At 66.5% G+C, this 24,842-nt stretch carries 23 protein-coding genes; 13 read left to right on the top strand and 10 right to left on the bottom strand.

The genetic code is table 11. The features are described 5' to 3' along the window. Positions 1-57 precede the first annotated feature (57 nt). Genes pepT through AB6806_RS09750 form a run of 4 tightly spaced genes read right to left on the bottom strand, consistent with a single transcriptional unit; the run spans position 58 to position 2,844 of the window. Positions 58-1,287: a peptidase T gene (gene pepT / locus AB6806_RS09735; protein ID WP_142021966.1), complete on the bottom strand. Its 1,230-nt coding sequence runs from the start codon at positions 1,285-1,287 to the stop codon at positions 58-60. A gap of 20 nt (positions 1,288-1,307) precedes the next feature. Next, positions 1,308-2,195, bottom strand: a complete 888-nt coding sequence (locus tag AB6806_RS09740) for a beta-keto acid cleavage family enzyme (RefSeq protein ID WP_142021967.1) — start codon at positions 2,193-2,195, stop codon at positions 1,308-1,310. After that, complete coding sequence (locus tag AB6806_RS09745) at positions 2,192-2,587, bottom strand: type II toxin-antitoxin system death-on-curing family toxin (protein ID WP_142021968.1); 396 nt, start codon at positions 2,585-2,587, stop codon at positions 2,192-2,194. The genes AB6806_RS09740 and AB6806_RS09745 overlap by 4 nt, the downstream gene beginning before the upstream one ends. Further along, positions 2,584-2,844 carry an AbrB/MazE/SpoVT family DNA-binding domain-containing protein gene (locus tag AB6806_RS09750; RefSeq protein ID WP_113254502.1) on the bottom strand — a complete coding sequence of 87 codons (261 nt, stop codon included), beginning with the start codon at positions 2,842-2,844 and terminating at the stop codon, positions 2,584-2,586. Before AB6806_RS09750 ends, AB6806_RS09745 begins: the two co-directional genes overlap by 4 nt. 174 nt (positions 2,845-3,018) lie before the next feature. Between AB6806_RS09750 and AB6806_RS09755 the strand changes: the two genes are divergently transcribed. Beyond that, on the top strand, positions 3,019-4,644 hold the full coding sequence (locus AB6806_RS09755; protein WP_142021969.1) for an acyl-CoA synthetase: 1,626 nt from the start codon (positions 3,019-3,021) through the stop codon (positions 4,642-4,644). 201 nt (positions 4,645-4,845) lie between these two features. Here AB6806_RS09755 and AB6806_RS09760 read toward each other — a convergent pair whose 3' ends face one another. From AB6806_RS09760 to AB6806_RS09770, 3 genes are read right to left on the bottom strand one after another with little or no spacing between them, the layout of a single operon-like run. Beyond that, positions 4,846-5,697, bottom strand: coding sequence for a PCC domain-containing protein (locus tag AB6806_RS09760; protein ID WP_142021970.1), 852 nt, complete (start codon positions 5,695-5,697; stop codon positions 4,846-4,848). Next, positions 5,694-7,328 (bottom strand): acyl-CoA synthetase, encoded by a 1,635-nt coding sequence (locus AB6806_RS09765; RefSeq protein ID WP_142021971.1) that lies wholly within the window; start codon positions 7,326-7,328, stop codon positions 5,694-5,696. The genes AB6806_RS09760 and AB6806_RS09765 overlap by 4 nt, the downstream gene beginning before the upstream one ends. Then, positions 7,325-8,212 (bottom strand): IclR family transcriptional regulator, encoded by an 888-nt coding sequence (locus AB6806_RS09770; RefSeq protein WP_142021972.1) that lies wholly within the window; start codon positions 8,210-8,212, stop codon positions 7,325-7,327. The genes AB6806_RS09765 and AB6806_RS09770 overlap by 4 nt, the downstream gene beginning before the upstream one ends. 335 nt (positions 8,213-8,547) lie before the next feature. On the opposite strand from AB6806_RS09770, the gene AB6806_RS09775 reads away from it, so the two are divergent. From AB6806_RS09775 to iolB, 8 genes are all read left to right on the top strand, one after another. Then, on the top strand, positions 8,548-10,416 hold the full coding sequence (locus tag AB6806_RS09775; RefSeq protein WP_142021973.1) for a TRAP transporter large permease: 1,869 nt from the start codon (positions 8,548-8,550) through the stop codon (positions 10,414-10,416). A 56-nt stretch (positions 10,417-10,472) separates the two neighbouring features. Further along, positions 10,473-11,492 (top strand): TRAP transporter substrate-binding protein, encoded by a 1,020-nt coding sequence (locus tag AB6806_RS09780; RefSeq protein ID WP_112764717.1) that lies wholly within the window; start codon positions 10,473-10,475, stop codon positions 11,490-11,492. A gap of 157 nt (positions 11,493-11,649) precedes the next feature. Next, on the top strand, positions 11,650-12,453 hold the full coding sequence (locus AB6806_RS09785; RefSeq protein WP_370954522.1) for an SDR family NAD(P)-dependent oxidoreductase: 804 nt from the start codon (positions 11,650-11,652) through the stop codon (positions 12,451-12,453). A gap of 229 nt (positions 12,454-12,682) precedes the next feature. Next, the gene (locus AB6806_RS09790) at positions 12,683-13,558 is read left to right on the top strand and encodes a MurR/RpiR family transcriptional regulator (RefSeq protein ID WP_370954523.1); all 876 of its coding nucleotides are present in this window, start codon (positions 12,683-12,685) and stop codon (positions 13,556-13,558) included. Positions 13,559-13,655: 97 nt separating this feature from the next. Further along, positions 13,656-15,590, top strand: a complete 1,935-nt coding sequence (locus tag AB6806_RS09795; protein ID WP_370954524.1) for a bifunctional 5-dehydro-2-deoxygluconokinase/5-dehydro-2-deoxyphosphogluconate aldolase — start codon at positions 13,656-13,658, stop codon at positions 15,588-15,590. Positions 15,591-15,662: 72 nt separating this feature from the next. Continuing rightward, the gene (iolD, locus tag AB6806_RS09800; protein WP_370954656.1) at positions 15,663-17,513 is read left to right on the top strand and encodes a 3D-(3,5/4)-trihydroxycyclohexane-1,2-dione acylhydrolase (decyclizing); all 1,851 of its coding nucleotides are present in this window, start codon (positions 15,663-15,665) and stop codon (positions 17,511-17,513) included. Between the two features lie 32 nt (positions 17,514-17,545). Continuing rightward, positions 17,546-18,430, top strand: a complete 885-nt coding sequence (gene iolE, locus AB6806_RS09805) for a myo-inosose-2 dehydratase (protein ID WP_142021978.1) — start codon at positions 17,546-17,548, stop codon at positions 18,428-18,430. A 153-nt stretch (positions 18,431-18,583) separates the two neighbouring features. Beyond that, the gene (iolB, locus tag AB6806_RS09810; protein ID WP_142021979.1) at positions 18,584-19,381 is read left to right on the top strand and encodes a 5-deoxy-glucuronate isomerase; all 798 of its coding nucleotides are present in this window, start codon (positions 18,584-18,586) and stop codon (positions 19,379-19,381) included. A gap of 165 nt (positions 19,382-19,546) precedes the next feature. On the opposite strand, the gene AB6806_RS09815 is transcribed toward iolB, so the two are convergent. Continuing rightward, positions 19,547-19,867 carry a DUF4156 domain-containing protein gene (locus AB6806_RS09815; RefSeq protein WP_142021980.1) on the bottom strand — a complete coding sequence of 107 codons (321 nt, stop codon included), beginning with the start codon at positions 19,865-19,867 and terminating at the stop codon, positions 19,547-19,549. Between the two features lie 344 nt (positions 19,868-20,211). Here AB6806_RS09815 and AB6806_RS09820 point away from each other — a divergent pair, with 344 nt between their 5' ends. After that, a complete protein-coding gene (locus AB6806_RS09820) occupies positions 20,212-20,442 on the top strand; it encodes a hypothetical protein (RefSeq protein ID WP_370954525.1) in 231 nt (76 codons plus the stop codon). Positions 20,443-20,545: 103 nt separating this feature from the next. On the opposite strand, the gene AB6806_RS09825 is transcribed toward AB6806_RS09820, so the two are convergent. Continuing rightward, the gene (locus AB6806_RS09825; RefSeq protein WP_142021981.1) at positions 20,546-21,223 is read right to left on the bottom strand and encodes a hypothetical protein; all 678 of its coding nucleotides are present in this window, start codon (positions 21,221-21,223) and stop codon (positions 20,546-20,548) included. Positions 21,224-21,398: 175 nt separating this feature from the next. Between AB6806_RS09825 and AB6806_RS09830 the strand changes: the two genes are divergently transcribed. The 3 genes from AB6806_RS09830 to ybaL all read left to right on the top strand — a co-directional run bounded on the left by AB6806_RS09830 (position 21,399) and on the right by ybaL (position 24,149). Further along, positions 21,399-21,608 (top strand): hypothetical protein, encoded by a 210-nt coding sequence (locus AB6806_RS09830; RefSeq protein ID WP_038359720.1) that lies wholly within the window; start codon positions 21,399-21,401, stop codon positions 21,606-21,608. Between the two features lie 146 nt (positions 21,609-21,754). Next, positions 21,755-22,075: a polyhydroxyalkanoic acid system family protein gene (locus tag AB6806_RS09835; protein ID WP_038359722.1), complete on the top strand. Its 321-nt coding sequence runs from the start codon at positions 21,755-21,757 to the stop codon at positions 22,073-22,075. Between the two features lie 193 nt (positions 22,076-22,268). Beyond that, complete coding sequence (gene ybaL, locus AB6806_RS09840) at positions 22,269-24,149, top strand: YbaL family putative K(+) efflux transporter (protein ID WP_081925197.1); 1,881 nt, start codon at positions 22,269-22,271, stop codon at positions 24,147-24,149. Between the two features lie 154 nt (positions 24,150-24,303). Here ybaL and AB6806_RS09845 read toward each other — a convergent pair whose 3' ends face one another. Further along, a complete protein-coding gene (locus AB6806_RS09845; protein WP_112761495.1) occupies positions 24,304-24,720 on the bottom strand; it encodes a DUF3830 family protein in 417 nt (138 codons plus the stop codon). Between the last annotated feature and the right edge of the window lie 122 nt (positions 24,721-24,842).

The following is a 24,842-nucleotide window of genomic DNA, read 5'->3' on the forward strand; positions in this document are numbered from 1 at the left end:
CGCCCGACCTCCGTCTCATCGGATCGAAAAGGGGAATCCGCTTTTCGGTCCGATGCTCTAGGTGCCCCTCCCCGCCAGCAGGCAGATCCGCCGCGCCACCTCATAGGAGGCTTCGAAAGCCGGCACCGGCAGGCACTCGAAGCGCGAATGGAAATTGAGGCCGCCGGTGAAGAAGTTCGGCGTCGGCAACCCGCGTGCCGAAAGCGCCGCGCCATCGGTGCCGCCGCGCATCGGGATGAGCTTCGGCGCGATCTGGAGTTCCTTCAGCGCGGTCATCAGCAGCTCGACCGAGCGGCGGTCCTCGCCCAGGCTGTCGCTGATATTGCCGTAGGTGTCGCTCACCTTCCAGGTCACCTTGCCGGTCGGATAGCGGCCGGCGATATCCTCAGCGACCTCACCGATCCTGCGCTTGCGCGCCGCGAAGGAGTCGCGGTCGAAATCGCGGATATTGGCCTTGAGCACCGCCTGTGATGCATTCGCGTCGAGGCCGGTAAACCAGACATACCCCTCGCGCCCTTCGGTGTTCTCGGGCGTCTGCGCCCTGTCGAAGGCGGCGATGAAATCCTGCGCCATCAGCAGCGGGTTCACCAGCACGCCCTTGGCCGACATCGGATGGGCGGTGACGCCAGTGAAGACGATCTCGGCGCCGGCGGCATTGAAGTTCTCGTAGACGACTTCGCCGAGTTCGCAGCTATCGATCGTATAGGCGAAATCGCAGGGGAAGCGGGCGAGATCGAGCGCCTTGGCGCCGCGCAGCCCGATCTCCTCGTCGGGCACGAAGGCGACATGGATATCGCCATGCTCGTCCTCGGCCTTAAGCCGCGCGAGCAGCGTCATCACGATCGCGACCGCCGCCTTGTTGTCCGCTCCGAGCACGCTGGTGCCGTCGCTGAAGACGACGTCATGGCCCTTCCAGGGCAGGATCTCCGGATGCTCCGCCACGCGCAGCCAGATGTCCTGCGCCTCGTTCAGACGAAGATCCTCGCCCGCGAAGCGCAGCAATTGCGGCTTGACGACCGGCGACAAGCCCACATCGACCGTATCGACATGGGCGATGAAGCCGATGCGCGGGGCGTTCGGGCGCGTGCCACGCTTCACTGCGGTGACCGTCGCATGCGCGTCGATAACGACATCCTCAAGCCCGAGCGCGCGCAGTTCACCCGCGAGCAATTCCGCCAGCTCCTGCTGGCCCGGCGTGCTCGGCAGCGTCGTCGCCGCGCCATCGCTCTGGCTCTCGACCGCGACATAGCGGAAGAACCGCTCCAGCAACTCGTCTCGCAGGCTCATCGAACGCAATTCCCTGATTCTCAGCTTCCGCCCGCTCGGGCGAGGCTGCTTCGTACCTCGTCGACGTCAGCCGCGCGACCACCTGCCGCCTCGACCCGGCGGACCGTCTCCGCGATCAACTGCGCATTCGTTTTCGCGCAGCCGAAGGGCGCGTCCTCCAGCCCGCCGCGAACATGGACGCCGCGCGCCACCGCTGGCCCGATCAGCTCGGACAGATCCACGCCGAGCCCCGCGATCATCACCGGAGCGCCAGGAGCATCTTCGGCCAGCAGCTTCAGATGCGCTTCGAGCGCCCATTCGCGCGGCGGAAAGCCCCAGGCGAAGGCATCCGAGAACATCAGCCGGTAGATCGGCACGGGCAGGTCGGGATGGGCCCGCGCCAGGGCGGCACCGAGCCGCGTGAAACCGGGCTCGTAGATCGCATAGCTCGGATGCACCTTGTTGCGCCGCGCGACATCGATGCCCTCGCGGATATGCTCGCCGGGGTTCTGGTAGATGAAACCGGCCTCGCCCTGCGGAATACCGGCAAAACTCGTCCAGTTGCAGGAGCCGGGATCGAGCACGCCCCATTCGGCGAGGCCGCGCTTCGCCAGCTCTTCCAGATGGGTGTAGCGCCCGGAATTGATCATGTCGCCGGCATAGGAGGAACCGAGGATCGGGATCGTCGGGTAGACGATGGCGTCGACCTTGGCGCGGATGCCCTCGATCGCCCGCGCATAGAGCTCCCAATCGTCGCGCTGGCGCCCGGTTTCGACGTCATAGACATGCAGATGCACGATCGCCGCGCCCGCCTCGACCGCCGCGATGCCGTCCGCGATGATGTCGGGGATGCTGATCGGGATGCCGGGCTGGCGCTCCTTGCCCCAGGGGCCGTTGATCGCAGCCTCGATCCAGATCGGGGTGGTCATGCCGGCATATCCTTCGGCCAATTGTCGCGGATCCAGCGCGTCAGGCCTTCCTCATCGACCTCGCCGGCCGCGAGTGCGAGGATGGCGGCTGCGGCCATTGCTGGCTCGACGTCGAAATCGATGCCGTTGAGGCCCAGGAAAACGAACATGCAGGCGAAGGCTGCACGCTTGTTGCCATCAACGAACGGATGGTTCCGGGTGATACCGAAAGCGTAAGCTGCCGCCAGCGCTGCGAGGCTGGTTTCGCCATAGGAGAACCTGTTCGGGGCACGGGCCAAGGCCGATTCGAGCAGGCCGCGATCACGGACGCCTTCCGGCCCTCCGAAGATGGCGAGTTGCTCCGCATGGATATCGAGAGCGAGCTCGACACTCACCCAGAGCGGCTCGCTCACTTGGCGAGCTCGCGATAAGTGGCGGCATATTTCTTGAACGACTTGCGGGCGATCGCCATGCCACGGGCATGCAAATCCTCATGCCGCTGCAGCTTGAGCGCTCCCTCCGGCTGCCGAACGAGCTCGAGCTTGTCTCCCTCGCTGAAACCGAGTTGCGCCAACAGATCCTTGGGCAGGATCAGCCCGAGCGAATTGCCGATCTTGCGGATCTGCAGCACCGTCGCCTCGGTCTCCTCGACCTTTTTCAGTTCGCTCATGACCCCGCCCTCCTGTTATACAGAACGTATAACATAAAATGAGTATCGCCGCGACCCTTTCACGATTTCAGAGCAGGGTGCCCTTCTCCCAAAATCCGATGAGCCTGTCCGCAGCTTGCCAGTTCACCGCGTCGCACGCCTAATCGAGTCTCTGCCAGAACGCCGAGGCCCGACATGCTCGAACGCGGCACCACCTATGAAGACACGCTGCGCCGTTTCGCTTGGCGTGTGCCCGAGCGCTTCAACATCGGCACGGCCTGCTCGGACGCCCATGCCGACGGCACCGGCAAACCGGCACTGATCTTCGAGGAGGAAGGCGGAAAACTCGCGACGCTCTCCTTCGACGATCTCGCCCGCGCCTCGAACCGCTTCGCCAACCTGTTGAGCGCTCACGGCATCGGGCCGGGCGAACGCGTCGGCATCCTCCTGCCGCAATCGCCGCAGACCGCGATCGCCCATCTCGGCGCCTATAAGCTGGGCGCCATCGCGCTGCCGCTCTTCATCCTGTTCGGGCCCGAGGCGCTGGAGCATCGCCTCGGCCATAGCGGCGCCAGCGTGCTCGTCACCGACGCGGAGAATATCGGCAAGGTCGAGGCGATCCGCGACGCATTGCCGAATCTGCGCAAGATCTTCGTCGTCGGCGGCGCCGGCCATCTCGATTTCGAGGCGGAGATGGCGAAGGCCTCAGACCGCTTCACCCCAGCCGATACGCGCGCCGACGACCCGGCCGTGATCATCTACACCTCCGGCACGACGGGTAAGCCGAAGGGCGCGCTGCATGCCCATCGCGTCCTGCTCGGCCATCTGCCGGGCGTGCAATTGCCGCAGGAATTCTTCCCGCAGCCGGGCGACCTGTTCTGGACGCCAGCTGACTGGGCCTGGATCGGCGGCCTGCTCGACGTGCTCCTGCCGAGCCTCTATTGCGGCGTGCCGGTGCTGGCATCGCGTGCCCGCAAATTCGATCCCGAGGCCGCCTTCGCGCTGATGAACAGGCACAAGGTCCGCAACGCCTTCCTGCCGCCGACGGCGCTGAAGCTGATGCGGCAGGTCCGCGATCCCCGACGCTTCGGCTATGCCATGCGCTCGATCGGCACCGGTGGCGAGACGCTCGGCGCCGACATGCTCGACTGGAGCCGCGAGACCTTCGGCTTCCCGGTCAACGAATTCTACGGCCAGACCGAAGCGAACCTGCTCGTCGCCAACTGCGCGAGCCTCTACCCCGTGAAGCCTGGCTCGATGGGCCGCGCCGTGCCTGGCCATCGCGTCGCGGTGATATCGCCGGAAGGCCAGCAATTGCCTGATGGCGAGCAGGGGCTGATCGCGGTGGCACGACCCGATCCGGTGATGATGCTGGAATACTGGAACCAGCCCGAGGCCACGGCGGCGAAATTCATCGGCGACTGGCTTGTCACCGGCGATAGCGGTGCGCGCGACGAGGACGGCTATTTCTGGTTCCAGGGCCGCGACGACGACATCATCTCCTCGGGCTCCTATCGCATCGGTCCCGGCGATATCGAGGACTGCATCATCCGCCATCCCGCCGTGCTGATGGTCGCCGTCGTCGGCGTGCCCGATCCCGTCCGCACCGAGATCGTCAAGGCCTTCGTCCTGCCGAAGCCGGATGTGGCGCCGACGGCGGAACTGGCGACTGAAATCCAGGCCTTCGTGCGTGACCGGCTGGCCGCCTATCAATATCCGCGCGAGGTCGAGTTCGTAACGGAACTGCCGCTGACCGCGACGGGCAAGATCATGCGCAAGGATCTGCGGAATCGCGAAATCGAGAAGCAGCAGGGCGGTTGAAGGGCTGACAACGAGCCGGAAGAGCGCGGGAACCCCTCTCCTGTAAGGAGAGTGGCAGGGGTGAGGTGTAGGCCCCTGGAGCAGTGAACTGCGACCTCACCGCTACGCAGCGACCACCTCACGGCAAACACGGTGAGCGGCCTACCCCTCACCCTGCCCTCTCCCTCCGGGAGAGGCTTTCCCGCTGGTTCTGAAGAGCCGTCAGCGCGCCTCCAGCACCAGCTCGAAGGTCATCAGCACCGGGTTGTCGCCCCGAACCAACCGCCCGCTCGCCAGCGCGCCGCTATAGTCGACCAGCGCGACATCGATTGCTGCTTCGAAGCCCCCCACGCCCGGAGCGATCCGACCATCGGTGATGGCGACCTCCGTCGCGAAATTCTCGACCACCCCACCATCCGTCAACCGCGCGCCAATGGTCGAGCCGACCCCGCCATGGATCGCGGCCTCGCGAACCCCGCGCTCCGCACAGAACGTCTCCAGAGCTCCGCAGAAATCGACATTCGGCTTCACGCGCAACGCGAAGAAGCGTCCATCCCCGGCGCCACCTGCCGCAGCCGCCACCGGTCCGAACAGCTTGAAATGCGTCTCGCCATCCGGCTCAGCCGTGAAAGCCGCACCATCGAGTCCGACCGCCTGCAGCGTGATCGTCTCGGCCACGGTCGTCTCGTCCGGGAGGATATGCCCGCCGCTGCGCTTGCCGTCTCCTTCCACCCACAAGGCATGCGCATGGAAGAACGGCGCCCCGTCGCGCTGGCCGAAGGTCATCGCGCCGACCTCGATGCGCGCCCCGCCCTCCAGCCGGAAGGTCTCGCTATAGAAGGCGGCATGCTCCGGCGTCTTCGATAAAGCCGGCATCACATAGGCGAAGGGTGCAAGCTTCAGTCCGTCGAGCTTCACCACGCCCGAGGTGAAGCCCTCGGCCGCGAAACCGCTCCTCACCGCCTCCAGCAACGGCACGCCAGCCGGCAGCGTCAGCGAGAAGGCGCGCCCGCCGCATTCCACCCACTGGATGCGTTCGGGAGTTCCGGTGCCGGGCTGCTCGACCCGCCTCACGACGCCTTCCCCTTCAGAAAGTCGAGCTCCCCGCGCTTCTCCAGCTCGTCCTTGACGAGGCGCTTCGGCACCTTGCCATAGCCCGATTTCGGCAGGGCCTCCCAGAACAGGAAGCGCTTCGGCATCTTGTAGCGGGCGATCTTGGGCCCAAGGAAATCCGCGATCTCGCCTTCCGTCGCATTCTGGCCGGGGCGGTTGACGCAGACCGCGATGCCGATCTCGCCCCAGACCGGATCGGGCACGCCCAGCACGGCGACTTCGGCGATCGCCGGATGGGTCAGGATCTTCTCCTCGATCTCCCGCGGATAGATGTTCGAGCCGCCGGAGATGTACATGTCCGAGGCCCGGCCGGTGATGTAGACGAAGCCCTGTTCGTCCATATGGCCGAGGTCGCCGGTGCGGAACCAGCCATTGCGGAAGGATTTCGCATTGGCTTCCGGATTGTCGTAATAGCCGGCGAAGACGGCCGGGCCGATCACGCAGATCTCGCCCTGCACGCCGGCCTCGACCTCCCGGCCGTCCTCGTCCTGGATCTGCACCTGCATGCCCGTGCGCTCGAAGCCGCAGGTGCCGATGCGGGCATTCGGCCCGTCCTCGGCCTCATGCAGCGCCGGCGGCAGCACGGTGATGTTGCCGGTCACCTCGCCCAGCCCGAAATACTGCACGATCACCTTGCCGAGCTTCCTGAGCGCCGCCTTCTGGTCCTCGCGATACATCGGCGCGCCCGCATAGATGATGTAGCGCAGGCTGGAATGATCGTGCTGGTCCACGGCCGGATGCTCGACCAGCATCTTCAGGATCGTCGGCACGGTGAAGATGTTGCTGATCCGGTGCTTCGCGATCAGGCGGTAGGCCTCGTCGATATCGAAGCGTTCGGTCGGCAGCAGGATCGAGGTCGCGCCGCGCGCCGAGATCATCAGCTGGTGCACGCCCGCGCCATGCGAGAGCGGCGCCACCACCAGCGACGCGTCTTTTTCGGTCGAGCCCGGCACGAGGTCGCAGAGATGGTTGGTGATCACGAAGCCCATCTGGCCATGGGTCAGCACGGCGGCCTTGGAGCGCCCGGTCGTGCCGGAGGTGAAGAAGAACCAGCAGGGATCGTCATGCTCGACCGCGGCATTCTCGACGTTTTCGCCGCGATGGCGCGCGATCACCGCACCGACCTCGTCCTCGCCGAACGCGCCATCCCCGATCCGCCAGGTGAACTCCGGCGCCGGGCTCGCCGCCGCGACCGCCGCCGCATGATCCGGGAAATCGCCATGGCAGAGGAAGCCCTTCGCGCCGGAAGCCGTGGCGAGATAGGCGACCTCGTCCGGCAGCAGGCGGAAATTGGTGGGCACCCAGACGGCGCCGAGCCGGAAGGTCGCGAACATCGAGACGAACATCGCGTCGCAGTTCTTGGAATGGACGAGCAGACGGTCGCCCTTGCCGATGCCGCGCGCCCGCAAACCCGCAGCGAGCGCCGAAACCTGCGCATCGATCTCGGCCCAGTCGAGCACCTTCTCGCCCCAGATGAAGGCGGGATGTGCGGGCAGGCGCCGCGCGTTCTGCGTCGCGATATGGGCGAGGTTCATCACGCGCCGGGTCATCGGCACGACGCCCCCGGTCGGGGCGGCTGTTGCAGAGCTCATCTTGCGGCTCTCCCTGTCTCGATGGATCGCGGCACAGCGGCCGCCATGGGCCTGCCGGCCCGTTTGGATACGAACATCTCGGCCAGGAGCGCTTCCATGCGCTCGGCCTCGCGCGCCAGCGGCACGGCAAGCTCCGCCTGCCGGCCTGGCGCCATGCGGCTGTCGATCGCGGCGATGGAGAGGGCTCCCGCGACCCGCCCATCCGGATAGCGGAAGGCCCGGCCGATGCCCCATGAACTGGCGACGAGCCGGCCGGGATTGAGCGAGAAGCCGCGCGCGCGCGTTTCGGCGATATCGGCCCTCATCGCCTCCGGCGCGAAGCCCGGATAGCGCGCCAGCAGTACAGCTTCGTTCGCCGCGATCACACGGTCCACATCATCGTCGGGCAGCGCCGCCAGCATGGCGAGCGAGCCTGCGCCGACGCCGAGCGGATGCTGGTCGCCCGCCTGCAAGGCGTGGGTCCGCACCGGGTACGTCCCCTCCTCCCGATGCAGGCAGATCGCGTAGTTCTCGCGCCGGACGGTCAGGAAGCTCGTGTCCTGCGTTTCCGCCGACAACCGGCGCAGGCCGTCCATCGCGATTTCGAGCAGGCCGTGGCGCCGCGCCGCCAGCACGCCGAGCACGAAGGCCTCCTCGCCGAGGCAATAGCGCCGCGTCTGCGGCTCCTGCTCGACCAGGCCCGCGCGCATCAAAGCCAGCAGCAGGCGCCGGGTCGTCGGCTTGTTGAGTCCACTGCCGGAAACGATCTCGCCGAGCGGCAGGCCTTCGGCCGGCTCCCGCCCGATCAGCGAGAGCAGCCCGAGCGCCCGGTCGACGCTCTGCGAGCCGGACAGGCCGGCTTCGGGCGCGGAATTCTGCGGCAAGCGCTCCTCCAGATAGTCCATGATATGGACCTTATTCTTGTATCCCAACCCTAGATGGGCGCTTTGCGGATTGCAATGCCGCACCCCTCGTGTAATCTGCCCGCCGTCCCGCTGTCTGGCTATTCACAGTGTGGACCACAATCGACGCCGGCGACACACAAGATCGGCGCGAAGGGAGGAACGGAACGATGGCCCTTTGGGCATCCTGCATCACAGGCGGATTGCGCCTTGAGCATCGGACCGAAAAGCGGAACGCGCTTTTCGGGAGAATCCGATGCCAAAGCAAAAGGCTAGATCGTCACGTCGCGTCCGGTAGGACGCGCGACGATCTTACGACCGGCAGCTGAGGCCGGCTCATGAGCGACATCGCCGATACCCTGACGATTCCTGAGAACCTGAGCGAGAACGCGGATGCGCGCCCGGGCTCCGCCATCATGCGCCCGGTCGAGATGGTCGCGGCCGCGCTGGTCGCCTTCATCATCGGCGTGCTGCTGCTCGGCGTCGTCTCGCGCTATGTCTTCGCGCTGCCCTTCGTCTGGGTCGACGAGGTCGCCTCGATCGCCTTCATCTGGCTCGCCATGCTCGGCGCCGCCATCGCCGTCGACCGCAACGAGCATCTGCGCCTGACCCTCTTCGTCGGCATGATGCCGGCACGCCTGCGCGAATTCGTCGAGACGCTGGCGCTGACCGCCGTCGCCGCCTTCCTGGCCGCGATGGTCGATCCGGCCATCGAATATGCGGTGGAGGAAAGCTACGTCACCTCGGCCGCGCTCAACATCCCCGTGAGCTGGCGCGTCTCGGCCATCGCCGTCGGCATCGTGCTGATGGGGCTGTTGACCCTGCGCTATCTCTTCAAGACCGCGCGCCTCGTCGACATCGCCGCTGCGGCCGCAATCATCGGCGGCTTCGGCCTCGCCTTCTGGCTGCTCGGGCCGACGCTCAAGGGCCTCGGCTACTACAACATCCTGATCTTCCTGATCGGCGTCGTCGCCGCCTGCCTCGTCGCGGGCGTGCCGATCGCCTTCTGCTTCGGGCTGGGCACGCTCGCCTTCCTCGCCTTCTCGACCAACGTCCCGATGCTCGTGATGATCGGACGCATGGACGAGGGCATGTCGAGCCTCATTCTGCTCTCCGTGCCGATCTTCGTCCTGCTCGGCTGCATCCTCGACGCCACCGGCATGGGCAAGGCGATCGTCGATTTCCTGGCCTCGCTGCTCGGCCATGTCCGAGCCGGCATGTCCTATGTGCTGCTCGGCTCGCTCTATCTCGTCTCCGGCATCTCGGGCTCGAAGGTCTCGGACATGGCGACCGTCGCCCCGGCGCTGTTCCCCGAGATGAAGCGGCGCGGCTACAAGCCCAAAGACCTGATCGCACTGCTCTCCACCGGCGCAGCGATGGCCGATACCGTGCCGCCCTCGATCGTGCTGATCGTGCTCGGTTCGGTCGCCGGTGTCTCGATCGCCGGCCTGTTCAATGCCGGTTTCGTCATCGCCGGCGTGCTGCTGGTGGCGCTCGCCGGCCTCGCCCGCTGGAAAGCAGCGGCGGAGGACATGAAAGGCGTGCGCCGCGCCCCGCTCGCGGTGATCGGCAAGGTCGCGCTCGTCGCCGCTCCCGCGCTCGTCCTGCCCTTCATCATCCGCGCCGCAGTCGGCGGCGGCGTCGCCACCGCGACCGAAGTCTCGACCATCGCGGTGCTCTACGCGCTGGTCATCGGCATCGTGCTCTATGGCGGCATCGGCCCGCGCAAGTTCTACGCGATGCTGGTCGAGACGGCGGCGCTCTCCGGCGCCATCCTGATGATCCTCGGCACGGCGCTCGCCATGGCCTGGGCCCTGACCCAGACCGGCTTCGCCCGCGACCTCGCCAGCTTCATGGCGCATCTGCCCGGCGGCTGGCTCAGCTTCATGGCGGTGTCGATCGTCGTCTTCATGATCCTCGGCTGCGTGCTGGAGGGCCTGCCGGCGATCGTGCTGCTGGCGCCCCTGATGTTCCCGATCGCCAAGAGCCTTGGCATCAACGACGTGCACTATGCGATGGTCGTGGTCACTGCGATGAATATCGGCCTGATGGCGCCGCCGATCGGCATCGGCTTCTACATCGCCTGCAAGATCGGCAACGTCTCGCCGGACGAGGCGATGGGCGCGATCTGGCCCTATCTCATCGCGCTCCTCCTCGGCCTCGTCGTCATCGCCCTCGTCCCCGGCCTCTCGACCTGGGTGCTGTGAAGCTCACCGCCAACCACAAGAAACAAACAACAGACGCTCTCAAGGAGAAAACGCCCATGACCATCTCGCGCCGTACCCTGCTCCAGGCGACAGCCGCCGCCTCCGCCATCGGCACCTTCCATATCGGCCGCGCCAACGCCCAGGCCGCCGAGTTCACCTATAAATACGCCAACAACCTGCCCGTCGCGCACCCGATGAACATGCGCGCCAACGAGGCTGTGGCCAAGATCAAGGAAGAGACCAAGGGCCGCGTCGACATCCAGATCTTCCCGAACAACCAGCTCGGCTCCGATACGGACATGCTGAGCCAGGTGCGCTCGGGCGGCGTCGAGTTCTTCACGCTCTCGCCGCTGATCCTCTCGACACTGGTCGCCAACGCCTCGCTCTCCGGCATCGGCTTCGCCTTCCCGAACTACGACGCCGTCTGGAAGGCGATGGACGGCGAGCTCGGCGCCTATGTCCGCGGCCAGATCAACAAGGCCAATCTCGTCGTCATGGACAAGATCTGGGACAACGGCTTCCGCCAGATCACCTCGTCCAAGGGCCCGGTCGCCACGCCTGACGACCTCAAGGGCTTCAAGATCCGCGTGCCGGTCTCGCCGCTCTGGACCTCGATGTTCACCGCCTTCCAGTCGGCCCCGGCCTCGATCAACTTCGCCGAGGTCTACACCGCGCTGCAGACCAAGATCGTCGACGGCCAGGAGAACCCGCTCGCGATCATCTCGACCGCGAAGCTGTTCGAGGTGCAGAAGTACCTCTCGCTGACCAACCATATGTGGGACGGCTTCTGGTTCCTGGCGAACCGTCGCGCCTGGGAGAAGCTGCCGGAAGACCTGCGCGCCATCGTCGCCAAGAACATCAACGCCGCCGCGCTGCTCGAGCGCGACGACGTCGCCAAGCTCAATGCCAACGTGCAGGGCGAACTCGTCGCCAAGGGCATGGTCGCGAACGAGACAAAGGCCGATGCCTTCCGCGAGGCGCTGCGCAAGGCCGGCTTCTACGCCGAATGGAAGAAGAAATACGGCGACGAGGCCTGGGCGATCCTGGAGAAGGCCGTCGGCAGCTCGCTGAGCTGATCTCTGCCACCACCACACGCGGGTCATCCCGGGCGGAGCGAAGCGGAGACCCGGGATCCATGCCGGAACAGTTCAGGCATGGATCCCGGATCGGCGCGGCTTCGCCGCTTGTCCGGGATGACCCGCGGATATTTCTGACATCGAGAGACTGATCACCATGGCCGACCGGCTGAAGGGCAAGATCGCCATCGTCTTCGGCGCCGGTTCCTCCGGCCCCGGTTGGGGCAATGGCAAGGCCGCGGCGGTCGCCTATGCCCGCCAGGGCGCCGGCGTCGCCTGCATCGACCTCAATCGCGAGGCCGCCGAGGAAACCGCAGCGATCATCGCCGGCGAGGGCGGCAAAGCTCTGGCTCTCCCTGCCAATGTCACCGATCTCGCCTCGGTCGAGACCTGCGTCGCCGAGACCGTGAGCCATTTCGGCCGGCTCGACATCCTGCACAACAATGTCGGCGTCACCCATATGGGCGGCCCGGTCGAGCTTTCGGAGGATCAGTTCGAGGCCTCGCTCCAGCTCAATCTCGGCTCGGTCTATCGCTGCGCTAAGGCCGCGATCCCTGAGATGCTGAAGGGTGGCGGCGGCGCCATCGTCAACATCTCCTCGCTCGCCGCCATCCGTTGGACCGGCTATCCGTACTTCGCCTACTACGCGACCAAGGCGGCGGTGAACCAGGCGACGGTCGCGCTCGCGATGCAGTATGCCAGGCAGGGCATCCGGGCGAATTGCATCATGCCCGGGCTGATCGACACACCGCTGATCTACAAGCAGATCTCCTCGCAATACGCCTCGGTCGAGGAGATGGTCGCCGCCCGCAATGCGCTGGTGCCGCTCGGCCAGATGGGCACCGCCTGGGACATCGCCAACGCCGCGATCTTCCTGGCTTCGGACGAGGCGAAATTCATCACGGGCGTCTGCCTGCCGGTCGATGGCGGCCAGAGCTGCGCCACCGCTCCGCTGGGTTGAACAAGAGTATTCGCGTCATTCTCGGGCGAAGCGGAGCGGAGACTCGAGAATCTCTGGCAGGAAGAGACGCAGGAACCGCCCCTGTCAAGAGCTGCTCAGGTCAGGCCCGAGCATGACGTTCCCCCTCTCCCCATCGACTGTTCATTCCCCCATTGGAACGCTTGCTCCATTTCGTCATCGCTGCCAGAACTGTCGCGCATAGAGAATCCGCCGCGAGCACGAACGACGCATGAGCGATATGGCGACGACGGAACTGCCGCGTGATTTCGACGGCCTGCGCACACTGATCCTCGCCCAGCGTGAGAGTTTGCCCAAACGCATCGCGCAGATCGCCGCTTATGCGCTCGACAATCCCGACGAAATCGCTTTCGGCACCGCGGCCAGCATCGCCGTTTCCGCCGGTGTCCAGCCCTCGACGCTGATTCGCTTCGCCCAGCATCTCGGCTTCGACGGCTTCACCAGCCTGCAGGGCGTCTTCCGCGAGCGCCTGCGCGAGCGCAATTCCAGCTACGAGGAACGCCTCAGCACCTTGCGGAGCGGCGAAGGCCCGGCCGGCAACCATCACATTCTCGACGGTTTCCTCACCGCCTCGCGCAAATCGCTGGACGTGATGAGCCGCAGCCTCGACGAGGCCACGCTCGACCGGGCGATCGAATTGCTGGCCGGTGCCGAGACGATCTACATCCTCGCCCGCCGCCGTTCCTACCCCGTCGCGAGCTATCTCGCCTATGCGCTCGGCAAGCTCGGCGTGCGCTACCAGCTCGTCGAATCGGCGGCTGGGCTCGACCCCGAGATGATCGCCTTCGCCACGCCGAAAGACGCCGTGCTCGTCGTCAGCTTCTCGCCTTACGCGCCGGCCACCGTCGAGGATGCCCGCGGCCTTGCCGAGCGCGGCGTGCCGCTCGTCGCCATCACCGACAGCGCCTTCTCGCCGCTCGCGAGCTTCGCGCAGCTCTGGTTCGAGGTCGCGGAAGCCGATTTCGGCGGCTTCCGGACGCTGGCCTCGACCATGGCGCTGGCGATGGCGCTGACCGTCGGCATCGGCGAGGCGCGCCGCGACGGCCGCGGCAGGAGCCGCCGCCGCGGCCAGCCCGGAAAAGCCTAGGAATATCCATTCCGCATTGACGAAATAATGGAATTATTATTTCATGCCGGCAGCCAGGGCCGTTCGGCCTGAGAAGCATCGCAGCCGGGAGGAGCATATGACGGGACCGCTCAGCGGATCGGCGCAGGCGCTCGACGTCATCACCATCGGCCGCGCCTCGGTCGATCTCTACGGCCAGCAGATCGGCTCGCGGCTGGAGGATGTCACCTCCTTCGCCAAGTCGGTCGGCGGCTGCCCGGCCAACATCGCTATCGGCACGGCGCGGCTCGGCCTGCGCTCGGCCCTGCTCACCCGCGTCGGCAACGAGCAGTTCGGCCGCTTCCTGCGCGAGCAGCTTGCCCGTGAGGGTGTCAATCTCGACGGCCTCAAGACCGACCCAGAGCGGCTGACCGCGCTGGCCATCCTCTCGGTCGAGAGCGACAAATCCTTCCCGCTGCTGTTCTACCGCGACAACTGCGCCGACATCGCGCTGGAGGAAGGCGATATCGACCCGGCCTTCATCGCGCGCGCCCGCGCCGTCGTCGTCACCGGCACGCACTTCGCCCGGCCGAAGCCCGAGGCCGCCCAGCGCAAGGCGATGCGGCTGATGCGCGAGAACGGCGGCAAGGTCGTGCTCGACATCGACTACCGACCCAATCTCTGGGGCCTTGCCGGGCACGATGCCGGCGACAACCGCTATATCGCCTCGCAGGCCGTCTCCGAGCGGATGAAGACGGTCCTGCCCGGCTGCGACCTGATCGTCGGCACGGAGGAGGAGGTGCTGATCGCCTCCGGCGAGAGCGAGCTCCTTCAGGCGCTGAAGACGATCCGCTCGCTGACGCCCGCGACCATCGTGCTCAAGCGCGGCCCGATGGGCTGTATCGTCTATGAGGGGGCGATCTCGGAGGATCTGGAGGACGGCATCGTCGGCAAGGGTTTTCCGATCGAGGTCTACAATGTCCTCGGTGCCGGCGACGCCTTCATGTCCGGCTTCCTGCGCGGCTGGCTCGGCGGCGAAAGCCTCGCCACCGCCGCGACCTGGGCCAATGCCTGCGGCGCCTTCGCCGTTTCGCGCCTGCTCTGCGCGCCGGAGATTCCGACCTTCGAGGAGCTTCAATATTTTCTGAAGAACGGCAGCCCGCATCGCGCGCTCCGCAAGGATGAGGACATCAACCACATCCACTGGGCGACGACACGCCGGCGCGACATCCCCTCGCTGATGGCATTTGCCTGCGACCATCGCTCCCAACTGGAAGAGCTCGCCGACAAGCTCGGTGCCGACCCGGCCCGCATCCGCGACTTCAAGGTTCTGGCGGTCAAGGCCGCGGCCCGCGTCGCCGATGGCCGCCCCGGCTATGGCATGCTGCTCGACGAGAAGCATGGCCGCGAAGCGCTGTTCGAATTCGCCCGCCACCCCTTCTCCTGGCTCGGCCGCCCGGTCGAACTGCCGGGCTCGCGCCCGCTGCGCTTCGAGACGAGCCAGGATATCGGTTCGCTCCTGCCGGAATGGCCGGTCGATCACTGCATCAAATGCCTGTGCTTCTACCATCCCGACGATGCACCCGAGCTGAAGCGCGAGCAGCAGGAGAAGCTGCGCGGGCTGTTCGAGGCGGCGCGCAAGGTCGGCCGCGAATTGCTGGTCGAGATCATCGCCGGCAAGAACGGCCCGCTCGGATCCGACACCGTCGCCCGCGCGCTGGAAGAGCTCTACGCGCTGGGCATCAAGCCCGACTGGTGGAAGCTCGAGCCGCAATCCTCCCCCGCCGCCTGGACCGCGATCGAGAAGACGATTGCGAGGCACGATCCCTGGTGCCGCGGCGTGCTGCTGCTCGGACTCGATGCTCCCGCCGAGGAGCTGGAGGCCGGCTTCGCCGCCACGGCCGGCACTCCGATCGTCAAGGGCTTCGCCGTGGGCCGCACCATCTTCATGAATGCGGCGGAAGGCTGGCTTTCGGGCAAGCTCGACGACGAAGCGGCCATCGCGGACATGGCGGGGCGTTTCGAGGCGCTGACCGGCCTCTGGCTTGCCACGCGCGGCCGCAAGGCGGCCTAGCGCATCGGCCCGAAAAGTGGGAACCGGTTTTCGGACCAAGCCGATGCTAAAAAGACTCCCGACCGGAGACAGATCATGAGCACCGTCCGCCTCACCATGGCGCAGGCGCTGACGCGCTTCCTCGCTGCGCAGATGACCGAGATCGACGGAGAGCGCCTGCCGATCTTCGGCGGCGTCTGGGCGATCTTCGGACATGGTAATGTCGCGGGGCTCGGCGAAGCGCTCTGGCACGAGCGCGAACGCCTGCCGACCTTCCGCGCCCATAACGAGCAGGCCATGGCCCATGCGGCCATCGCCTATGCCAAGGCGCACATGCGCCGCCGCTTCATGGCTGCGACCACCTCGATCGGCCCCGGCGCGACCAACCTCGTCACGGCTGCGGCGCTCGCTCATGTCAACCGACTGCCGGTGCTGCTGCTGCCGGGCGACGTCTTCGCCAATCGCATTCCCGATCCCGTCCTGCAGCAGGTCGAAGCTTTCGGCGATGGTACGATCTCGGCGAATGACTGCTTCAAGCCCGTCTCGCGCTATTTCGACCGCATCACTCGGCCCGAGCAGATCATCCCGGCGCTGACCCGGGCCATGCAGGTGCTGACCGATCCGGCCGAATGCGGACCCGTCACCCTCGCGCTCTGCCAGGACGTGCAGGCCGAAGCTTACGATTACCCAGAGAGTTTCTTCGACGAGCGTCTCTGGACGCCGCGCCGTCCGCGCGCCGACCGTGACGAACTGAAAGCCGCTGCCGAGGCGTTGAAAGCCGCCAAGAAGCCCCTGATCGTCGCCGGCGGCGGCGTGCTCTATTCCGGCGCGAGTGACGAATTGGCCCGCTTCTCCGCCGCGACCGGCATTCCGGTCTGCGAGACGCAAGGGGGCAAGTCCTCCCTACCGGACAATCATCCATTGAACATGGCGGCCGTCGGCGTGACCGGCACCGCGGCCGCGAATCGTCTCGCGGCGGAAGCCGACTTGATCCTCGCGGTCGGTTCGCGCCTGCAGGACTTCACCACCGGCTCCTGGGCGCTGTTCGGCGCTCCCGGAAAGACGATCATCGGCCTCAACGTCCAGCCCTTCGATGCCGGCAAGCACTGTGCCTTGCCGCTGGTTGCCGACGCCCGCGAGGGCCTGGCCGAGCTGGCCGATGCCATCGGCAGCTGGAAAGCGCCGGAGAGCTGGACCAACAATGCCAAGTCCGGCAAGGCCGAGTGGCGGAAGGAAGCAGATCAGGCGACCGGCGCCAGCAACGCCGCCCTGCCCTCGGATGCCCAGGTCATCGGCGCGGTCCAGCGCACGCTGGGCTCCGACGTCATCCTGCTCCATGCAGCAGGCGGCCTGCCCGGCGAATTGCACAAGCTATGGCAGGCCGGCGCCCCCGGCTCCTACCATGCCGAATACGGCTTCTCCTGCATGGGCTACGAGATTGCAGGCGGGCTCGGCGCCAAGATGGCGCGGCCCGACGAAGAGGTCGTCGTCATGGTCGGCGACGGCTCCTACCTGATGCTCAATTCCGAGATCGCGACCTCGGTGATGCTGGGCCTCAAGCTCACCATCGTCCTGCTCGACAATCGGGGCTTCGGCTGCATCAACCGCCTGCAGAACGCGACCGGCGGCCAGAGTTTCAACAACCTGCTCAAGGACGCCCGGCACGAGACCCTGCCGGAGATCGACTTCGTCGCCCACGCCGCCAGCATGGGCGCGATCGCGGTGAAGGCGGCCTCCATCGCCGAGCTCGAAGCCGCGCTGGCGCAGGCCAAGGCCAACACCCGCACGACCGTCGTCGTCATCGACACCGACCCGCTGATCTCGACGGGGGCCGGCGGCGCCTGGTGGGATGTCGCGGTGCCTGAGGTCAGCGAGCGCGAGCAGGTCCGCGCGGCGCGGGCGAGTTATGAGAAGCTGCGCAAACACCAGAACATCGGCAATTGAAGCCGTTTCCCTAGGCGAGAAAGACCCCTGACATGATCCGCATCGGCGCGAACCCCATCGGCTGGTCGAATGACGACATGCTGGAGATCGGCGGCGACATTCCGCTCGAAACCTGCCTGAAGGAGGCGCGCGAAGCCGGCTTCACCGGCATGGAGCTCGGCAACAAGTTCCCGCGCGAGGCGGCCAAGCTGAAGCCCATCCTCGATGCTCACGGCCATGCGCTCGTCTCCGGCTGGTATTCGACCGAACTGCTCGTCCGCGACGTCGCCGCCGAGATGGCGGCCGTGAAGGCCCATGCGACGCTGCTGCGCGACATGGGCTGCGCGGTCCTGATCGCGGCCGAGACCTCGAACGCGATCCATTCCGACATCGCCAAGCCGCTCTCGGCCAGGCCCGTCCTGCCGAAGACGCGCTGGGACGAGTTCGGCGCGCGCTACACCAACTTCGCCGAGGCGGTGAAGGCGGAATACGGCCTCCAGCTCGTCTACCACCACCATATGGGCACGGTCGTGCAGACCGAGGCCGAGATCGACCGCTTCATGGGCGTCACCGGCCCGGTTGTCGGCCTCCTGCTCGACACCGGCCACGCGACCTGGGGCGGTGGCGATCCCGCCCGCATCGCCCGCCACTGGAAGGCGCGCATCCACCATGTTCACTGCAAGGACATCCGCGAAGCCGTGATGTGGCGCTCGAATCGCGAGGACTGGTCCTTCCTCGAATCCGTGCTCGCCGGCGTCTACACCGTGCCGGGTGACGGGCTGATCGACTATGTCCGCGTGCTCAGGGAACTGCAGGGCTATTCCGGCTGGATCGTGGTCGAGGCCGAGCAGGACCCGAAAAAGGCCGAGCCCGCGGCCTATGCCAAGCTGGGGCATGCCAATCTGGTGCGCTTCATCAAGGAAGCCGGGCTGGCCTGAACATCCTCCACGGTCATTCCGGACAAGCCGCGAAAGCGGCGCCGATCCGGAATCCACCGGAGGTCGATGCGCTTTACGATGGATTCCGGGCCTCCGCTGCGCTGCGCCCGGAATGACGCCCCTGATTGAATCTGACTGCTTGAGGAAGCACCGATGTCCCGTCTCAAGGTCAAGCCCAACGGCAGCCATGGCCGCGTCACCCATGTCACGCCGGAAAGCGCCGGCTGGACCTATGTCGGCTTCGACCTGCATCGCCTGAAGCCGGGCGAGACCGTTTCGGCGCAGACCGGCGACCGCGAGACCTGCCTCGTCTTCGTCACCGGCAAGGGCGAAGCCACGGCCGGCGGCCAGAGCCTCGGCGAACTCGGCCAGCGCATGAGCCCCTTCGAGGGCAAGCCCTGGTCGGTCTATCTCCCGGAAGGCTCCGCCTGGTCCGTCACCGCCACCACCGATCTGGAACTCGCCATCTGCACGGCACCGGGTCTCGGCGGCGGACTTCCCGTGCGCGTCATCCGCCCCGACGAGCTCGGTCAGGAGGTCCGTGGCAAGGGCTCCAACACCCGCCACGTCACCAATATCCTGCCAGAGACCGAACCGGCCGATTCGCTGCTCGTCGTCGAGGTCATCACCCCCGCCGGCAACACCTCGAGCTATCCGCCGCACAAGCACGACCAGGACGACCTGCCGCGCGAAACCTATCTGGAAGAGACCTACTACCACCGCCTCAACCCGCCGCAGGGCTTCGGCTTCCAGCGCGTCTATACCGACGACCGCAGCCTGGACGAGGCCATGGCGATCGAGGACGGCGACGTCGTGCTGGTGCCCAAGGGCTATCACCCCTGCGCGACCTGCCACGGCTACGACCTCTACTATCTCAACGTGATGGCCGGCCCGAAGCGGAGCTGGAAATTCCACAACGCGGCCGAGCACGAATGGCTGCTGAAGGGATGAGCCCGCCTCGCGGCGCGATTCTCCGCTCGCCGCACCGGTCCTTCGAATAAAGGACGGCTTCGTTCCGCTTTGCCGCTTTGATCCGGGCTGTCACCCAGCGATCGGCGGGAAGCGAGAGGAATGAAGCGTCAAAGCATCGTCGCCGTAGCAGCCGGAGGCGAAACCCTAGCCCGGATTGCACTTGTAGACGGTGCCGGTCGTCTTGCCGCCCGACCATTTGATGTCGGCGACGTCGGAGAAGACATGCGTGCCGCCCATATCGGCGCCGCGAATCTTCAGCCGGTTCAGCGTCAGCTCGCGCATCTTGTCGAGCGGCACGACCGAACCGAAACCCGAATCGCCGTCGATCTCGCCGAGCTTCTGGCAGTTCTCGATCACGCCCTGCGTGTTGGTGACCACCACGATGCTGGTGCGCGAGGTCTGGTAGGCGCAGGCGCCGAGCAGAAGCACGGGCAGAAGGATCAGGAAACGCGGCTTCATCGTCACGGCCGGATGGTCTCTCTCGGAGGTATCGAACGCATGATCCGCCGCTTTGACACAAAAGCAAGCCCGACGCCAATCGGGAAATGCTCCGGCGGCTGACGGTTGCAAGTCTCCAAAGCGGAAGACCTTCGCCACCTCCCGCCAAGAACCGGATACGACACTATTGTCACAAAACAGCCGTGCGAACTTAACTCAAACACGATGCCCATTCTTGACCTGCCAACGCGGCTGCTCTTAAGTCTCCAGCAGGCCAATGGGAGGCTGAAAAGGAATAAATAATGCGTAGCATTTTGATCGTTGGTGCGATGGCCGCTCTTCTCGCCGGTTGCCAGACCGCGCAGGAATCGATGGCCGACGCCGAAGTCACCTGCGAGTCCCAGGGCTTCCGCCCCGGCACCCGCGCCTACCAGCAGTGCCGTTCGGCGAACTATGTCGAGAATCGCCGGGCCTCGAACGAGACCGGCAATGCGGTTGCGGCCGGCGTGGCCGCCGGCGTCATCGGCGGCGCCCTCGTTGCCGCCGACAACCGCGCTTACTACGGCCGTGGTTATTACGGCCGCCGTGGCTACTGGTGGTGAGATAGCGAGGCGCCTTCTTTCGGAAGGCACCTCCTTCTTCCAGGATATCCAGGTCCTGCGGCGCTCGGCGTCGCAGGACTTTTTTGTGGCCTATCGGAAAACGTCAGCGCCGCGCGGCCCGCTTGCGCGCCGGAGCCGTGGCCGGTTCGCTGGCCGAGGCAGACGCCAACAGCGAACCGATCACATAAACGGCAAGCCCCAGGCCGATCAGCGCCGCCACCGGCTCGCGTTCGGCCCGCTTCGCCAGCATGCGCCCGCCGAGATCGGCATAGCCGCGTGCCCGCGCCGCATAGTCGCTGGCCTGGTCGGCATAGTCGTCGACCTGGCCCCGCTGGGAGCGCAGCCATTTGCCGCCGGCCCGCAACACCTGGTTCCCGGCATCGGCCGCTTCCGATCCCTGGTCTTGCAGCCAGCTACGCCAGCGTCCGTAATCCGGCTGGTAGCGTTCCCAGCGCGAAGCAGGCTCACGGCTGCGCAGGGCAGCCCAGGCGATCAGCCCGACGCTCAGCGCACCGAGCCCAAAAGCCGCCAGCGGGTGCCGCCCGACAGCGCCGGCCACGGCCTGCCCACCCTGGCGGGCCGTCTCCATCGGATCGGCCTCGCTGACGGCATCGGTCACGGCCTCTTTCGCGCGGGTGTAATGGTCCTTGACCACCTCGCCGGCCTTGTCGGCCATCTCGCTCGCCTTGCTGCGCAGGCTGCGCACGGTGGCACCCGCCTCCTCGCGCATCTCCTCCGCATCCTTCGGCACATCGGGCGGGAAGCTGTTGGTCATCGCCATCGGGAACACTCCGTTTCTGGACAGGGTTACGAGGTGAACCGGCGATCGGAAGATGGGTTCCGCCCGAGGCAGAAAAACGCACCGTCATCGATGCAGGATGTTTCGGCCATCACCGCGTCAAGATTGGATGCGATCTGAGCCTGCAACAGGGGCATCAAACGAGAAGGAGACGCTTATGCACGTTCAGCACCTCCAGATCGCGCATCCCTCCATCCTCTCGGATCCCGAATGGATCGCGCTCGAGAGCATCGAGGAAGAAACCCGGCATTTCATCTTCGATGAAACCATGCTTCACGCTCTGGAAGGCCGCGGCCTGGTCAAGTCCGACGGCTCGATCTGGCGTGTCACCGAAACAGGTCAGAAGCGGCTGAGCGAGCGGAGCTGATCCGCCTCTTTGGCCTCGGACGGGCTGGCGCGGATCTGAAGCGCGGGCCCGGAAACCTGCCGATCGCTGCACCGGCGCTGGACATCCTCCAGCGCCGTTGCCATGTGCAGGCAAGCCCCGTGAACCGAAACCTCTTCCGGAATGCCATGGCGAAGCCTGTCTCGATCACCATCTCGCATGATCTCGGCCGCGCAGCTGCGCTGGATCGCCTGCGGGGCGGCATCGACCGCATCCGTGACCGGCTCGGCATGGTCAAGATGCAGCTCGTCGAGGAGCGCTGGGAAGGCGACAGCCTGTATTTCGGCGTCGCGGCGCTCGGTCATACCGTCCATGGGCGGCTGGATGTCGAGGACGCCCTGGTGCGCGTCGAAGTGACGCTGCCCTGGATGCTCGCCGTCTTCGCCGAGAAGCTGAAGATCGGCGTCGAGAAGCAGGGACAGATCCTGCTGGAGAAGCCAAGGGCCTGAGCCAGGCCGGCCCCGCCGCCCGCCCGCATCGCGCCGGCCTCTCCCGCCGCGGCGAACGCTTTGACCCGCGCCCAAAAAAACTGCCGCCCACGCAAAAAGGTTCTACGTCTTTCGGTTGAAATCGCCGCCGCAAATCCCCATCCTCGAAATCATTCCACAGGCTTGATTTTTACGTTCGGATTTCGGGAGAGACATGCATCACGGCCCGCTGATCGCCATCATTGTCGCGGGCCTCGGCCTTGCTTTCGTCTTCGGGGCCATCGCCCAGAAACTGCGCATTTCCCCGCTGGTGGGATATCTGCTCGCCGGCGTCGCTGCCGGCCCGTTCACGCCGGGCTTCGTCGCCGACCAGAACCTGGCCAACGAACTGGCTGAGATCGGCGTGATCCTGCTGATGTTCGGCGTCGGCCTGCATTTCTCGCTGAAGGATCTGCTGTCGGTCAAAACCATCGCCGTTCCCGGCGCCATCGCCCAGATCGCGGTCGCGACCCTGCTCGGGCTTGGCCTCGGCCTGCTGCTCGGCTGGAACTGGGTTGCCGGCCTCGTCTTCGGCCTCGCGCTCTCGGTCGCCAGCACCGTGGTGCTGCTGCGCGCGCTGCAGGAGCGCCGGCTGGTGCAGACGGAAAAGGGCAGGATCGCCGTCGGCTGGCTGATCGTCGAGGATCTCGCGATGGTGCTGGCGCTGGTCGCGATCCCCGCCGTCGCCAGTGCGATCAACGGCGGACAGTCCGGCGGCCCCTCCCCGCTCTCGGCACAGTTCGATCTCGGCCTGTGGGGCGTACTCGGCGTCACCGTCGCCAAGGTCGCCGCCTTCATCGCCTTCATGCTCATCGTCGGGCGCAGGGTCATTCCCTGGGTGCTGCACTGGGTCGCCCATACCGGCTCCCGCGAGCTGTTCCGGCTCGCCGTGCTGGCGGTCGCGCTCGGCGTCGCCTTCCTGTCGGCGACGCTGTTCGGCGTCTCCTTCGCACTCGGCGCCTTCTTCGCCGGCATGATCCTCTCGGAATCGCCGCTCTCCCAGCGCGCCGCCGAGGAGACGCTGCCGCTGCGGGACGCCTTCGCGGTGCTGTTCTTCGTCTCGGTCGGCATGCTGTTCGACCCTGGCATCCTGCTGCGGGCGCCGTGGGCGCTGCTCGGAACGCTCGCCATCATCCTGATCGGCAAATCGGTCGCAGCCTGGCTGATCGTGCGCGCCTTTGGCCGCTCGAACGCGGTGGCGCTGACGATCTCGGCCTCGCTGGCGCAGATCGGCGAATTCTCCTTCATCCTCGCCGGCCTCGCCGCCAGCCTCGGCATCCTGCCGTCGCAGGGGCGCGACCTGATCCTCGCCGGCGCGATCCTGTCGATCCTGCTCAACCCGCTGATGTTCGCGCTGATCGACCGGCTTGGTGCCGACACCGGCGCCAAGCCCAAGCCCGCGGCCGACGCGCCCGAGGCCGATGCCGCGGCGCCCGCCGCCCAGCCTGCGCCGGCCGTGGAACCGGAGCGCGACGTCATCCCGACGAGCCTGTCGAACCATATCGTGGTGGTCGGCTATGGCCGCGTCGGCAGCCTGCTCGGCGCGGGGCTGCTGGCGCAAGGCGCCAAGCTCCTGGTGATCGAGGACAACCCGGACGCCATCGCGACGGCGAAGCGCGACGGCGCCGAGCTTCTCATCGGCAACGCGGCCGACCCCGAGGTGCTCGCGGCCGCCGCGGTCGGCCGTGCCACGCGGCTCTTCGTCGCCATCCCCGGCAGCTTCGAGGCCGGGCAGGTCTGCCAGCAGGCGCGCACGGAAAACACCACCCTGCCGATCGTCGCCCGCGCCCATTCGGACGCGGAGGTCGAGCATCTGACGAAATGCGGCGCGACGCTGACCATCATGGGCGAGGCCGAGATCGCACGCGCCATGCTCTCGCTGTGCGGCAATCTGAACGCCGCCACGGGCGCGCCCCGAAGCGGCGACGGCGAGGCTGCGGCGGACGCGCAGGCCCGACCCGATGTCGCCCCTCCGGCCGACGCTCCCGCCATGCGGGAGAAGCCGAACACCAGGGCGGAATTGCCACCGCCGGCGGATACCTCGACGGCGGCTTGAAGCGTCATCCCGGCCGCAGCGAAGCGGAGGGCCGGGATCCATGCCTGAACCCCGACCGGAAGCGCTCCGGCATGGATCCCGGGTCAAGCCCGGGATGACGGTGAGGCTCGACAGCGAGCCGGCGACCGCCGCCGCGATGGCGGCCTGACCGCCCTCAGCCGACGAGTTCGAAGCGGATGTCGTGTGCGCCTTCGTAGAGCGTCTTGCGGCCGAGCGCGTAGAGGTTCTCCAGCCCCTCGGTCAGGGTGATGAAGTGGTTGCCGGAGAGCTGGCCCGCCTTGCTGGCGAACTGCACGCCGCCATAGGCGAGCAGGATCTCGGTCTCGCTGACGCCGCCCGGATAGAGGATGATGTGCCCCGGCGCGGGATAGCTGGTGTTGTTCTCGTAGCCGACGCCGAAGTCGAGATCGCCGAGCGGCATCCACACGCCCTCGCCGCTCCAGCGGACATGGACGATCTTGCTGACGAAGGGCAGATGCCGCAGGAAGGCGGCGCAGGTCTTCGGGGCCGCCTCGAGCTCGAACTTTCCGCCGAAGGTGTACGGGCCGGCGGTGATGACCAGTTTCTGCATGGGATGATCGTCTCTCTGAAAGGGAGCCTGAGGTTCCGGTGAATGGCATTGCGGGCCAGTCTGGCGCAAGCGGTGGCGACGGAACAGGTGCGAGGCCGAAAAGCGAAGAATTCGCTGCGTGC

Origin of the sequence: Allobosea sp. RCC_152_1, assembly GCF_041360765.1 — a bacterium.
GTDB classification, from domain to species: domain Bacteria; phylum Pseudomonadota; class Alphaproteobacteria; order Rhizobiales; family Beijerinckiaceae; genus Allobosea; species Allobosea spartocytisi.

What these genes read in the sequence shown, in the direction of transcription:
- AB6806_RS09755 (WP_142021969.1), top strand. Translation starts at nt 3,019, where the DNA reads ATGCTCGAACGCGGCACCACCTATGAAGACACGCTGCGCCGTTTCGCT.
- AB6806_RS09790 (WP_370954523.1), top strand. Translation starts at nt 12,683, where the DNA reads ATGAGCGATATGGCGACGACGGAACTGCCGCGTGATTTCGACGGCCTG.
- AB6806_RS09835 (WP_038359722.1), top strand. Translation starts at nt 21,755, where the DNA reads ATGGCGAAGCCTGTCTCGATCACCATCTCGCATGATCTCGGCCGCGCA.
- ybaL (WP_081925197.1), top strand. Translation starts at nt 22,269, where the DNA reads ATGCATCACGGCCCGCTGATCGCCATCATTGTCGCGGGCCTCGGCCTT.
- AB6806_RS09750 (WP_113254502.1), bottom strand. Translation starts at nt 2,844, where the DNA reads ATGAGCGAACTGAAAAAGGTCGAGGAGACCGAGGCGACGGTGCTGCAG.
- iolE (WP_142021978.1), top strand. Translation starts at nt 17,546, where the DNA reads ATGATCCGCATCGGCGCGAACCCCATCGGCTGGTCGAATGACGACATG.
- AB6806_RS09775 (WP_142021973.1), top strand. Translation starts at nt 8,548, where the DNA reads ATGAGCGACATCGCCGATACCCTGACGATTCCTGAGAACCTGAGCGAG.
- AB6806_RS09780 (WP_112764717.1), top strand. Translation starts at nt 10,473, where the DNA reads ATGACCATCTCGCGCCGTACCCTGCTCCAGGCGACAGCCGCCGCCTCC.
- iolB (WP_142021979.1), top strand. Translation starts at nt 18,584, where the DNA reads ATGTCCCGTCTCAAGGTCAAGCCCAACGGCAGCCATGGCCGCGTCACC.
- pepT (WP_142021966.1), bottom strand. Translation starts at nt 1,287, where the DNA reads ATGAGCCTGCGAGACGAGTTGCTGGAGCGGTTCTTCCGCTATGTCGCG.
- AB6806_RS09845 (WP_112761495.1), bottom strand. Translation starts at nt 24,720, where the DNA reads ATGCAGAAACTGGTCATCACCGCCGGCCCGTACACCTTCGGCGGAAAG.
- AB6806_RS09795 (WP_370954524.1), top strand. Translation starts at nt 13,656, where the DNA reads ATGACGGGACCGCTCAGCGGATCGGCGCAGGCGCTCGACGTCATCACC.
- AB6806_RS09770 (WP_142021972.1), bottom strand. Translation starts at nt 8,212, where the DNA reads ATGGACTATCTGGAGGAGCGCTTGCCGCAGAATTCCGCGCCCGAAGCC.
- AB6806_RS09825 (WP_142021981.1), bottom strand. Translation starts at nt 21,223, where the DNA reads ATGGCGATGACCAACAGCTTCCCGCCCGATGTGCCGAAGGATGCGGAG.
- AB6806_RS09765 (WP_142021971.1), bottom strand. Translation starts at nt 7,328, where the DNA reads ATGAGCTCTGCAACAGCCGCCCCGACCGGGGGCGTCGTGCCGATGACC.
- AB6806_RS09740 (WP_142021967.1), bottom strand. Translation starts at nt 2,195, where the DNA reads ATGACCACCCCGATCTGGATCGAGGCTGCGATCAACGGCCCCTGGGGC.
- AB6806_RS09820 (WP_370954525.1), top strand. Translation starts at nt 20,212, where the DNA reads ATGGCCGACGCCGAAGTCACCTGCGAGTCCCAGGGCTTCCGCCCCGGC.
- AB6806_RS09785 (WP_370954522.1), top strand. Translation starts at nt 11,650, where the DNA reads ATGGCCGACCGGCTGAAGGGCAAGATCGCCATCGTCTTCGGCGCCGGT.
- AB6806_RS09830 (WP_038359720.1), top strand. Translation starts at nt 21,399, where the DNA reads ATGCACGTTCAGCACCTCCAGATCGCGCATCCCTCCATCCTCTCGGAT.